The sequence below is a fragment of the Leuconostoc falkenbergense genome (genome assembly GCF_045801155.1).
In the GTDB taxonomy this organism is placed as follows: Bacteria; Bacillota; Bacilli; order Lactobacillales; family Lactobacillaceae; genus Leuconostoc; species Leuconostoc falkenbergense.
In genome coordinates this window covers 635616-647607 of the sequence record NZ_CP174386.1, presented here as the reverse complement: position 1 = coordinate 647607, position 11992 = coordinate 635616, and the positions used below count along the sequence as shown (strand labels likewise).

The 11992-nt window shown below is 39.4% G+C and carries 13 protein-coding genes; 4 read left to right on the top strand and 9 right to left on the bottom strand.

The features are described 5' to 3' along the window. Window positions 1-97: 97 nt before the first annotated feature. The 3 genes from ACI3ES_RS03215 to murI are packed head-to-tail and all read right to left on the bottom strand — an operon-like array spanning window position 98 to window position 2102. Window positions 98-634: a YfcE family phosphodiesterase gene (locus tag ACI3ES_RS03215; RefSeq protein WP_036067714.1), complete on the bottom strand. Its 537-nt coding sequence runs from the start codon at window positions 632-634 to the stop codon at window positions 98-100. A gap of 29 nt (window positions 635-663) precedes the next feature. Then, window positions 664-1266 (bottom strand): XTP/dITP diphosphatase, encoded by a 603-nt coding sequence (locus ACI3ES_RS03210; protein ID WP_114666512.1) that lies wholly within the window; start codon window positions 1264-1266, stop codon window positions 664-666. Further along, entirely contained in the window at window positions 1263-2102 is an 840-nt protein-coding gene (gene murI, locus ACI3ES_RS03205) for a glutamate racemase (protein ID WP_181809823.1), read from the bottom strand. The genes ACI3ES_RS03210 and murI overlap by 4 nt, the downstream gene beginning before the upstream one ends. Window positions 2103-2188: 86 nt before the next feature. Between murI and ACI3ES_RS03200 the strand changes: the two genes are divergently transcribed. Then, window positions 2189-2890 carry a YslB family protein gene (locus ACI3ES_RS03200; protein ID WP_004913330.1) on the top strand — a complete coding sequence of 234 codons (702 nt, stop codon included), beginning with the start codon at window positions 2189-2191 and terminating at the stop codon, window positions 2888-2890. Between the two features lie 322 nt (window positions 2891-3212). On the opposite strand, the gene ACI3ES_RS03195 is transcribed toward ACI3ES_RS03200, so the two are convergent. The 5 genes from ACI3ES_RS03195 to ACI3ES_RS03175 all read right to left on the bottom strand — a co-directional run bounded on the left by ACI3ES_RS03195 (window position 3213) and on the right by ACI3ES_RS03175 (window position 8583). Beyond that, complete coding sequence (locus tag ACI3ES_RS03195; RefSeq protein ID WP_114666510.1) at window positions 3213-4568, bottom strand: gluconate:H+ symporter; 1356 nt, start codon at window positions 4566-4568, stop codon at window positions 3213-3215. A gap of 124 nt (window positions 4569-4692) precedes the next feature. Then, window positions 4693-5052: a 50S ribosomal protein L19 gene (gene rplS, locus ACI3ES_RS03190; protein WP_004913322.1), complete on the bottom strand. Its 360-nt coding sequence runs from the start codon at window positions 5050-5052 to the stop codon at window positions 4693-4695. A gap of 123 nt (window positions 5053-5175) precedes the next feature. Continuing rightward, entirely contained in the window at window positions 5176-6876 is a 1701-nt protein-coding gene (locus tag ACI3ES_RS03185) for a phospho-sugar mutase (protein WP_114666509.1), read from the bottom strand. 40 nt (window positions 6877-6916) lie between these two features. Next, on the bottom strand, window positions 6917-7576 hold the full coding sequence (locus ACI3ES_RS03180; RefSeq protein ID WP_114666508.1) for a DedA family protein: 660 nt from the start codon (window positions 7574-7576) through the stop codon (window positions 6917-6919). Window positions 7577-7602: 26 nt separating this feature from the next. Further along, complete coding sequence (locus tag ACI3ES_RS03175) at window positions 7603-8583, bottom strand: LacI family DNA-binding transcriptional regulator (protein ID WP_142511263.1); 981 nt, start codon at window positions 8581-8583, stop codon at window positions 7603-7605. 148 nt (window positions 8584-8731) lie between these two features. On the opposite strand from ACI3ES_RS03175, the gene ACI3ES_RS03170 reads away from it, so the two are divergent. The 3 genes from ACI3ES_RS03170 to ACI3ES_RS03160 are packed head-to-tail and all read left to right on the top strand — an operon-like array spanning window position 8732 to window position 10926. Next, on the top strand, window positions 8732-9748 hold the full coding sequence (locus ACI3ES_RS03170; RefSeq protein WP_004913310.1) for a zinc-dependent alcohol dehydrogenase family protein: 1017 nt from the start codon (window positions 8732-8734) through the stop codon (window positions 9746-9748). A gap of 1 nt (window position 9749) precedes the next feature. Beyond that, on the top strand, window positions 9750-10484 hold the full coding sequence (locus ACI3ES_RS03165) for a fructose permease (RefSeq protein WP_114666506.1): 735 nt from the start codon (window positions 9750-9752) through the stop codon (window positions 10482-10484). Between the two features lie 58 nt (window positions 10485-10542). Further along, on the top strand, window positions 10543-10926 hold the full coding sequence (locus ACI3ES_RS03160) for a VOC family protein (protein WP_004913303.1): 384 nt from the start codon (window positions 10543-10545) through the stop codon (window positions 10924-10926). Window positions 10927-11003: 77 nt separating this feature from the next. Here ACI3ES_RS03160 and trxB read toward each other — a convergent pair whose 3' ends face one another. Next, window positions 11004-11963, bottom strand: a complete 960-nt coding sequence (trxB, locus tag ACI3ES_RS03155; protein WP_114666505.1) for a thioredoxin-disulfide reductase — start codon at window positions 11961-11963, stop codon at window positions 11004-11006. Window positions 11964-11992: the final 29 nt, after the last annotated feature.

The following is an 11992-nucleotide window of genomic DNA, read 5'->3' as shown; positions in this document are numbered from 1 at the left end:
TCAATTATTATACACGTTTATGACAACGTAAAAAAGCCATTCTATCGACGATAAAATGGCTTTTTAAAAAGAATGGATAATCCACAACACGTTACTATTACCGTGCAACAATCACTGTCAAATCAGACAAATCCTCATGTCGACGATTATAAAACTTCACTGTATATTGTTTGTCACTAACTGTCAAAATAGCATACGTACCACCCAAGTTAGCGTGTAATCCTTTGGGAATAGTGGTAGAGCCAGGATTAATAAATAGCTTACCTTGATAGGTAACAGCGCCTTCTTTATGCGTATGTCCAAAAAGCACCACTTGCGCGTGCGCCTTATCTGCTGCCTGATTCATTTGTTGTAAATTAGCCCAACCTAATAAAGAAGTAGCATCATACAGGTGACCATGTGTTTGGAAAAAGGTAATGCCATCAATCGTTGTTGAACGTGCATCAACGAAATCGGGATCCCCATCCATATTGCCAATCACGGTAGAAACGCCTTCAAACACTTTATCATCAGCAGATAATTCCGAATCACCATTATAAAAAATACCATCAACTTGAGATTGCCAATGTTCTAAAATATCCAAAAAAATGCTACGATCACCATGAATGTCTGATACGATTAAAAATTGACTCATAATTATGACTTACCCTTTCATTGCTAAACTTAATTTTCAGCCAACCATTGTGGTAATTGCTTGCCAAGTGACTGTAACGCAAGGCCGCGATGACTAACAGCATTTTTTTCTGAAGCCGTTAATTCAGCAAAAGTTCGGTCGAACTGTGGCACCCAAAAAATGGGATCATAGCCAAATCCATTATCACCATGTCGTTGCGTTGTGATAACACCATCAACGATACCAGAGGTGACCAGCCGTTGACCGTTAGGCGATAACAATACAATCACACTGTGAAAATGTGCCGCACGGTTGGTAGTATCACCCATCTTGGAGAAAACTTTTTCGATATTTGCGTCATCATCATGATCGCCTGCATATCTAGCAGAATAAACACCCGGTTCACCGTTTAATGCATCAATCGTCAAACCTGAATCATCAGCTAAAATGTAGTCATTAGGCGCGATTTTTGCGATTGTGGTAACTTTTTTTGTGGCATTTTCTTCAAATGTTTGACCATCCTCAATGATTTCTGGCACATTATCTAATTCACGCAACGGTACGACTTTCAAATCAACATTGATATCACGTAATATTGATTCTAGTTCTTGCATTTTGTGTTCATTATTACTGGCAATGATCAATCTTTTCATACGCTTTCGTCCTCTAAATGATTATTGGTTATAACTAGATGACGAACATCCAGTGGCTGTGCTCGTGACAACCAGTTCGTCGCAATTTTTTCGAACAGTACTTTATCACCCGTTGTATGATAAATATCATGATCATGTCCATGAACAACATCTGAATGCAGGTTGTGGGTGTCAAGATATTGGCTAACAACTGTCACTGTTTCAGCACCAGCATCAATTAGCTTGACTTGACTTCCCACGGCTGACTGTATAAACGGTGCTAAAAGCGGAAAGTGTGTGCACCCTAGAATAAGCGTATCAACTGTGTTATCAGCGAAATGACTTAAGTGATTTGCCACTAATTTTTTGGCGTGTTCAGACTGATAGTCATCGTTTTCAACCAAAGTGACAAAATCTGGCTCCGGCTGGGCTTGTATGACAACGTTTGGTGCCAATTTAGCCATTTCTTTTTCATAAATACCACTCGTTACTGTACCTTGCGTGGCAATTAAACCAATATGATTACTTTTAGTCATACGAACAGCTGCTTCAGCACCAGATTGAATCACACCAATAACAGGAATTGATAACTTGGCTTGCAGCAGTGGTAATGCTCGGGCTGTTGCTGTATTGCAAGCAATCACAAGTAATTTAATATTTTTTGTTTCAATCAAAAAATTGGCCATCTGAAAAGTATAATCAATCACTTCTTGAGCTGGCCGTGGGCCATACGGCATACGTGCTGTATCGCCAATATACATAAATTGTTCGTTGGGTAGTTGTTCTTGGGCGGCTTTAACAACAGTTAAACCACCAATTCCAGAATCAAGGAACCCAATTGGATTATTTTTATTCATATTATTAATTATGAACGGCTTAATTAAAAATGCAAGCATTTCACAGTCATAATTGTGTATAATGAAATGAAAGGATTACCGCACTTATGGACATCAACGATTACGATAAAATTTTACAAACAAATTTTCAAGTTAATAGCTTCGCGCTTAGTCTTTTGCGGGATGGTTTACTCGTTAATTTATTACAAGAAGACTATCCTCACATTCTGTACTGGGCTGGAAAAGAAATTGCACGCCAATTTCCAACTGACACTTTAACTTCTGTCAAAGAATTTTTTGCTGATGCAGCTTTCGGCGATCTCGAGATCAAGTCTCAAGATAGTAAAAATCAACGTTGGGAATTGACCGGCGATTTAGTCAAACAACGTCTTAGTTTGAATAAAAACGCTGATTTTAGCCTAGAAGCAGGTTTTTTGGCACAACAGCTTGAGGTTCAAACGGGTGCTATCGCTGAGGCGAACTTTAAATATCTCAAAAAAAATGAAGGCGTGTCATTTGAAGTCGTAACAGACTTAACCGAAACAGTTAACGTAGAAGATATTAAGCAACGTGTTGCCGCTCGTGAAACTTTCTTAAAGAAAACTCATGATACAACCGAAAATGCAACTATGGTTGAGGTTCGTAATGATGATGATATCTCCCGCGAACAATCTATTACCGATTCCCTCTTAGCTTTTAATTTCGATGACACATTGATGCCGACCGAGGAACACTCAAGTCTAAGCGCTTTGTCTGGTGAAGAAATTGATCCATTCAATGTGCCCTCTCAACCAAATCAAAACAAATAAGCCACTAATTTTTTGACAATAAAGAAAGTTTTCAATTTTCTTCTCACATGTCTGAATTAGCGGCTTTTATTATGATATTTTTTTGTAATAAAAAATCCCTTGACCTAAGAGGGGGATGGTCAAGGGAATTGATAGCCGAAGCTATCGGTGTTCAATCAGTAATTGGGGGAACTGATTGAAACATTACTGGGGGGAGTAATGAAACTCAAATGTTATTTGAGTATGTTTCTATTATAGACCAACTATGACAAAAAAACGTATCTACATTTTGACAAAAACGTTACAGAAAAATTACGTTAAAGGTTGTCACATAAGTTAACAATTACACAATAAGGTTCAATATCAGGACCATCCCCAGCCCTACGACAGCGATAATCGTCTCTAATACTGTCCATATCTGTAGTGTTTGCTTAACATTTAAATCAAAATACTCTTTGAACATCCAAAAACCAGCATCATTTACATGTGAAAATGCTAACGAACCCGCACCGATCACCAATACCATCAATGCCGGATTGATGCCTGAAGCAGCCATTAATGGTTGAACGAGTCCTGCCGCGGTTAAGGCAGCTACCGTAGCCGATCCCAATGCAACACGTAATAATACAGTAATTAACCACGCCAAGATTAGAGGCGAAATTGCTGAATGAATGAACAAATCCGAAATTTGTTTTGAAATACCACCATCAATCAATATTTGTTTGAAAGCGGCACCACCACCAATAATCAACAATAACATAGCGATTGATTTAACCGCTTCTTCAACCGTTACCATCATATCTTTCGTTGCACGGCCTTGGTGCCAGCCCATTGCCCACAAAGCAAATACCAAAGAAATAATCATTGCGGCAACCGGATTGCCAATCATAGTAATAAAAGCGTCAATACCCTTTGGATTTTTAAAAGGTTGGCCATCATTGTAGATAATAGTGTAAACTGTTGTAATCCCCATCAATAAAACAGGAAATAACGACGTTAAAACTGAAATACCAAAGCTAGGCGTCTCATCAATCTGAAATGCTTTTTGTTGGCCAAAAGCAGTCAGTTGTTTTTTGACCACAAAAGCATCTGGTGCAAATTTTTGTGCTAATTTTGTGAAAATAGGTCCAGCAACAATGGCAGCTGGAATAGCCACAATTAGGCCATAAACCAACACAGTCCCAGGATTAGCACCTAGTGCGCCCGCAATAGCTGTTGGTGCTGGATGCGGTGGCAAAAAACCATGCGTCACTGACAGCGCAGCGGCCATTGGAATACCGAGGTAAAGTAATGGCACCGACGCTTCTAAAGCGATTGCAAAGACAATCGGAATCAATAAAACCATACCCACTTCAAAGAATAGCGCAATACCGATGATAAAGGCCGCAACCATAATGGCTAACTGAACACGCTTTTTCCCAAATTTGGCAATTAGTGTGTGAGCAATGCGATAAGCACCGCCAGCATCAGCCACCAACCTGCCTAACACCGCACCAAAACCAAACACGATTGCCAACTCACCGAGCGATGATCCAATACCATTTTGAATCGATGTTGGAATTTGATCAAGCGGCATACCTAATCCAGCGCCAACTAAAGCAGCGGTTAAAATCAGCGAAATAAAAGTATTGATTTTAAACTTAATAATCAATACTAATAAAAATAGGATTCCCAATCCTAATACAACAAATGACATCATATGCATTCTCCTAAATAATATGCTATTTTCTGTAACCGCTTTCATTTTATCATACAATTCATATTTTAGGTCAAATTTTGTCGCAAAAAAAAAGCATCTCAAATTGAGATGCTTTTTCAGTAATTTAAACATCGCGACGACGTTCTTTAATACGAGCTGCCTTACCTTGCAATGCACGCAAGTAGTACAACTTTGCACGGCGAACTTGACCAAAGCGAACAACTTCAATCTTGTCAACACGTGGTGAGTGCAGTGGGAAAGTACGTTCCACACCAACGCCTGAAGAAATCTTACGAACAGTGTAAGTAGCTTGGATGCCAGCACCCTTACGCTTAATGACAACACCTTCAAACAACTGAATACGTTCGCGTGAACCTTCAACAATTTTAGCATACACTTTAACAGTGTCACCGGCACGGAATTCAGGAATATCAGTACGCAATTGTGCTGATGTTACATTTTCTAAAATACTATTTTGACGCATTGGTCATTCTCCTATTCGACAATCTTGCACTTGCCCGTAGGCTAAACGCACAGCGGATTACCGTTAATATGGCAATTAATAGCCATGTAACAGTATATCAGACATAGCCCCTTGTGTCTAGTACTACTTAGCGTGGGTCATTAAATCACTGGCAATTTTATCAATTTTAGCTTGAGAAGTAGCTTGTGCATCCGAAACAACACCAATATAGAACTTTAGTTTTGGTTCTGTACCGGAAGGTCGAACCGCAACCCATGATCCATCTGCTAGCCAATATTTCAAAACATTAGCTTTAGGTTGCTTGAGTGCCACTGTTTCACCCGTATTATCAGTTTCTATTGAAGATAAGAAATCTTGTACGCGTGTTACACTGACACCGCCGATTGATTTTGGCTGATTATTACGGAATTCAGAAATAATAGTTGCCATTTCATCATTGCCATGAATACCCGGAAAGTCTAAACTAATGGTTTTTTCTTCAAAATAACCAAACTTTTCAAATAGTTCGTGAACACCATCTGCAAAAGTTTTACCCTGAGACTTGTAGTATGCAGCCACTTCGGCAAATAATACGAGTGCCTGAATCGCGTCTTTATCATGAGCAAAAGGCTTCACCAAGTAGCCAAAACTCTCTTCAAAACCAAACAAAAATTCGTGCGATTTCGTTGCTTCAAATTCATCAATTGTTGCTGCAATATACTTAAATCCGGTCAACACATCTGCCGTCACAACACCGAAACTTTCAGCAACAGTTGATGCAAATCTTGATGAGACAATTGAAGTTACAATAGCGCCATTTTCGGGTAATGAGTGCGTGTTTTTCTTAGCAGTCAAAAGATAATTAACTAATACAGCAGCAATTTGATTGCCAGTAAGCACTTGGAAACTACCATCTGACAATTTAACCGCAGCGCCCATACGATCGGCATCCGGATCAGTAGCGACAACCGCGTCTGCCCCTTCGCGCTTTGCATATTCAATCGCAAGTGTTAAGGCTGCTGCATCCTCAGGATTAGGCTTTTTGACCGTCGGGAAATCACCGTCAATCACGGCTTGTTCTTTAACAACAGTATAGTTAGTGAAACCAGCCTGTTGCAGTGCTTTTTCACCAATATATTGGCCCGTACCATGAAGTGGTGAATAAACAAACTTTAGTGAAGCCCCTTCACGTGCAACTAGTTCAGGATCAACTGTTACTGTTTTCATTTTTGATAAGTAGAGGTTATCAATATCGTCATCAATCATTTGAACATTGGCGCTTTTCTCATCCAATGAAATATCAAAAATATCAGTAATACCTTCCAACTCTTTCACAACTGCTGCAACAGCGTCGGGAACCATTTGGCCCCCATCTTCACCATAAACCTTATAACCATTGTATTCTTTAGGATTATGTGAGGCAGTAATCATGATGCCGGCAAACGCTTTCAATTCACGCACGGCAAATGATAGTTCAGGTGTTGGGCGCAATGAGGTAAATAAATAACTCTTGATACCATGTGCAGAGAGTACCTGTGAAGCATCTGCAGCAAACTCAGGAGAAAAATGACGCGAGTCAAAACTGATTGCCACGCCACGCTGTTTTGCCGCATCCCCTTGTGAAGTAATATAGCGCGCCAATGCTTCAGTTACCTGACGAACAGTATAAATGTTCATGCGATTAGTACCAGCCCCAAGTAAGCCACGCATGCCTGCAGTACCAAAACTCAAGTTTTGATAGAAAGCATCTTCCTGTTCTTCTGCTGAATATGATGCCAAATCAGTTGCCAAATAGTCAGGCAAATTTGCTGATTGCCACTGTGCCAGTTTTTCTTGATAACTCATGATTAACCTTCTTTTCCCATTTTCTTAAATTATAACAAAATTATTTCCGTGTGAACAACGCCAAAATCCAGTTTCTAAACTTTTGCATTCTTAAAACAGTAATTGCTATCACAGCAATTACGATAAAAATAGTCACAGTCACGGACTTTGGAATCTCCAAATGGCCTACAAAATAACCAATTGAGACAATACTGGCTGACCATAAAATACTAGCAAAAGCAGCCATTCGTAAATAAACCGGAAAGGCTAACCCCAAACGATGTGCTAATAATGGCACAGCAACGCGAATAAAGGGTAAAAAGCGGCCTAACACAACGAATAGCAACCATCTCTTGGGATGAAAATCTTTAGCGATTTCATCAGTCAAACTACTGTGTGAATATTTTTTTACCCAGGGTATTTTAGCGATTTGTGTCGTAATGAATGCGCCCAACCAATAATTAACAGCATCTCCTAAAAAAGAAGCAATTGCAAAAATGCCAATAACCAAAAGCAATTCACCAATATTATGATGGGCGCCAGCCAAACTTCCTACTGTAATCAAAATCGTATCACCAGGAATAAATCCTGTCACAATCCCAGCAGTCTCAATAAATATCAATACAAACATGATACCAAACGCTGCTAATGTGAAATGATGATCACTGGCGATTAAATGTTCTAGCCAGTTGGGCAATGCAGTGAGTGAATTTAGAAACATTTTCCCCTCCGAAATGTTACCAAAAATTAGTCTTTTGGTAAATGCAGTGACACTGGCAGCAAACTATCAGGCGTCATTGTTGTTCTTGGTGTTTTAATCAGTGCAAATAATACTTCTATTAACTGTGATGCAGCCGCCGTAATCGGTTGAACAATTGTTGGCAAATTTGGATGCAAACGCCGGACAATTGGTGTCCCGTCGTATCCAATAATGTTAATATCCTCTGGCACTCTTTTACCAGCCTTCTGCAAAGCATTTTCTAGTTGAATAGCAGCCACATCATTATAGGCAAAGACCCCCTCAATGCCATTCTCAATGATATAAGACACCATATTGTCGATGTCCTTACTTGTAGCAAACCCTTGTAAACTATAATTTTGTCTGACAACAGGAATCGAATTCTGTTGTGTAGCACGTAAAAATCCTGCGTACCGTTGATGGGTTGGCGATTCTGAGCCATCATCATCACTTAACATTAACAACCTTTTCGCACCAGTAGACAATAGATACTCACCAGCTAGATAGCCACCTTGTTCATTATCCTCGCTAACAATTGGCACGTTATCTGCCAAGTAACGATCGTAAGAAACAATTGGTAAAAAGGTGTTTTGATACTCACCAATACCCAAATTATGTGAAGAAGTAATGATACCTTCAACTTGATTCGCAGCTAACATTTGAAGGTACTGGCGCTCTTTTTCAACATTATTAGCTGAAGTTGCAATAATGACCTTATACCCTAACTCAAATAGCTGTTGCTCAATCTCACTCGCCAAAGCTGTAAAAAAGGGATTTTCCATGTTCGGAAAAATCAATCCGATAAATTGCGATGATTTTCCTTGCAGCGAACGCGCCATGGCATTAGGTTGATAATGCAACTCTCGCATAGCTTCGTGAACTTTATTAATTGTTTTTTGGCTTAATGAACCATAGTTATTGATGACGCGCGATACCGTTGTTACTGAAACACCAGCTAACGCCGCAACATCACTTAATTTTGCAACCATTGCAATCCTCCATACTCTCTTAATATTCTATCACATGGTCTATTCCCCTTACTAAAATAAATGTGATAAACGTTTGACTTTGTCATGCTAAAGGTTTACCATTGTCCTCGTAAGTTAATTTAATCACAAATCAAAAAGGAGAACAAACATGGAAGCACTTGTGTTAACTGGTACAAAAAAATTAGAGGTTGAGAACATTGAAAAGCCTGAGGTAAAACCCAATGAAGTTTTGATTCATACAGCATTCGCTGGTATTTGTGGTACTGATCACGCTTTGTATGCCGGTCTTCCCGGCTCAGCAGATGCTGTGCCACCAATTGTGTTGGGTCATGAAAATTCCGGTGTTGTAGCTGAGATTGGTTCTGATGTTACAAACGTTGCTGTTGGTGATCGTGTAACAATTGATCCTAATATTTACTGTGGTCAATGCAAGTATTGCCGTACTGCACGTCCAGAACTTTGCGAAAACTTGTCTGCTGTTGGTGTTACACGTAATGGTGGATTTGAGGAATACTTCACGGCACCTGCATCAGTTGTTTACCAAATTCCTGATAACGTTTCACTTAAGTCAGCTGCCGTTGTTGAGCCTATTTCATGTGCGGTTCACGGTATTCAACTACTTAAAGTGACACCTTACCAAAAGGCATTGGTTATTGGTGATGGCTTCATGGGTGAGCTTTTTGTTCAAATTTTGCAAGCTTATGGTATTCACCAAGTCGACTTGGCTGGTATTGTTCCTGAAAAGCTCGCTATGAACAAAGAAAAGTTTGGCGTGAAAAATACGTACAATACTAAAGATGGTGATAAAATTCCTGAAGGTACTTATGATGTTGTCGTTGAAGCAGTTGGTTTACCACAAACACAAGAAGCAGCCATTGAGGCCTCAGCCCGTGGTGCTCAAGTTTTGATGTTTGGTGTTGGTGGCCCCGACGCAAAGTTCCAAATGAACACTTATGAAGTCTTCCAAAAGCAATTGACGATTCAAGGATCATTTATCAATCCAAACGCCTTTGAAGATTCATTGGCATTGTTATCATCAGGCAAGTTAGACGTTGAATCATTAATGTCTCACGAACTAGATTACCAAACCGTAGATGATTTTGTGAATGGTAAATTAGGTGTTGTTTCCAAGGCAGTCGTCAAGGTTGGTGGCGAAGAGGCATAAGATGGCAGAAAATGCGCGACATCATAATCCACGAAGCATTTCAATGAGCAAATCACTTATGTTTTTTGGCATTTCATTGATTTTAAATGCGATGGGAAATGTTTTGACGCTCGTCACAGCTTCACATATAAAACCCGCTTTTTTGGGATCAGCTTATTGGACAGCTGCAGAGGCTAATCTAGGTCAAGCCTTACTAGGAAATAATTCACTTGTCTTATTTTGGGCATTCCTAGTCCTCGGCATGCTTATTTCATTTCTAAATGCGCTATTGATGAAAAAATTAGATTGGCATCGTGTTGTTGGTAATTTCTTGTTTATGTTACCATTTTCAATTTTCATTCAATGGTTTTCAAATATTTTCAATCAAATTATGCCGAATGCTAATTCAGTGGCAGCAACTGTGTTGTATACAGTAATTAATTTTATTGGTGTTGGCTTCATTGCCGTTGCCATTTCGATTTATCAACGTGTGAATTTAGTATTACACCCAGCCGATGATTTAATGCAAATCTTGCGTTTCAAATACTTTCATGGGTCAGCTTTCAAAGCCATGTGGGCATCTTACATTCCACCAACGATTTTTGCAATCATTGCTTTTGTAATTACTTTCCCTAATTTGTATAATTTCGGTTTAGGTACTATTTTCGCATTCCTATTTCAAGGCGGCATTACGGGCATTGCAGATAAATATGTCTTCAAGAATTTAAAGCATCAGGCAATAGATGTTGGTAATTAAAACAATTATTTTGTAAAATGAACATATTCAGTAGCAATACTACTAGAAAGGTATTATTATGGCATTTTCAGACTATTATAGTGGCGTACAGCACATTGGTATTCCTACGTCATCTTTGGCAAAATCAGAGGCTTTTTGGACAAAGCTGGGCTTTAAAAAGACTGGCGATTTCCCCGTTGGTAAAGTTATCTTCATGCAACGTGGCAACTTAGTCATCGAAACTTGGGCAGGAGATGAAGTTGTTGGTAAACCAGGTGCAATCAATCATATTTCAATGGATACAACTGATGCTGATGCCGCTTTTGTGGCAGCAAAAGCGGAAGGATTTGATTTGCTTAACACCGAGGTGCAACATTTGCCATTTTGGGAAAAAGGAATCAAGTTCTTTAACTTACAAGGACCTGATGGGGTTATTGTAGAATTTTGCGAAATAGTTAAATAAGCAAAAAGCGCCTATTGGCGCTTTTTTATTTTCTAAATTAAATCAATAAAAAATACGCACAGTGATGTGCGCATTTTTCATTCAGTTGTGATCGTCTGAACAGTGGTTTCTAAATGGCTGATGTAGTCATAGACTCCTTGTCCAGCCAAGCCACCATCACCAACAGCCGTCGTAATCTGTCGCAAATCTTTGACTCTGACGTCTCCTACTGCGAAGATACCAGGAATTGCTGTCTGCATCTTCTCATCAGTTAATATCCATCCCTCAGAGTCGGTAATGTCGAGATTCTCGAAACCTTGTGTATTTGCTTTTAATCCAACGTAAACAAAGACACCTGCTGCATCAATATGTGCTTTTTCCTGTGTTTGATTATTAATAATATCAAGTCCTGTGACTTTGTCATCATCACCAGTAATCGCTTCCACTTCTGTATGCCACATAAATGACATTTTTGGATTCGCAAATGCCCGATCTTGAATAATTTGTTGTGCACGCAGTTTATCACGACGATGTAGAACAGTAACAGACTTTGCCAAATTAGTAAGATAAAGTCCCTCTTCAATTGCTGAATCACCACCACCAACAACAACAACATTCTCATCACGGAAGAACGCACCATCACAGACTGCACAATAACTCACGCCACGACCTTGATATTCTTCCTCGCCATCAGCTCCTAAGTGAATATGCTCAGAGCCGGTCGCGATGATAACCGCTTTGGCGACATAATCGTCCATGTCAGTATGAATATACTTCAAGTCATCCTTTAATTCAACACGTTCGACTGTCCCAAAACCATATTCAGCACCGAATTGTGTTGATGATGAATACATTTTTTCAGCTAAATCGGGTCCTAAAATCGAATCAAAACCAGGATAATTTTCAACTTCAGCCGTATTATTCATTTGACCGCCATAAATACCACGATCAAGCATTAGAACTGATAAATTGGCACGTGAAGCATAGGTCGCTGCTGTCATGCCGGCAGGACCTGCTCCAACGATAATAACATCATATATTTTAATATTTTCTGGCATCACTACACCTACACTTACTTTTTGTTATG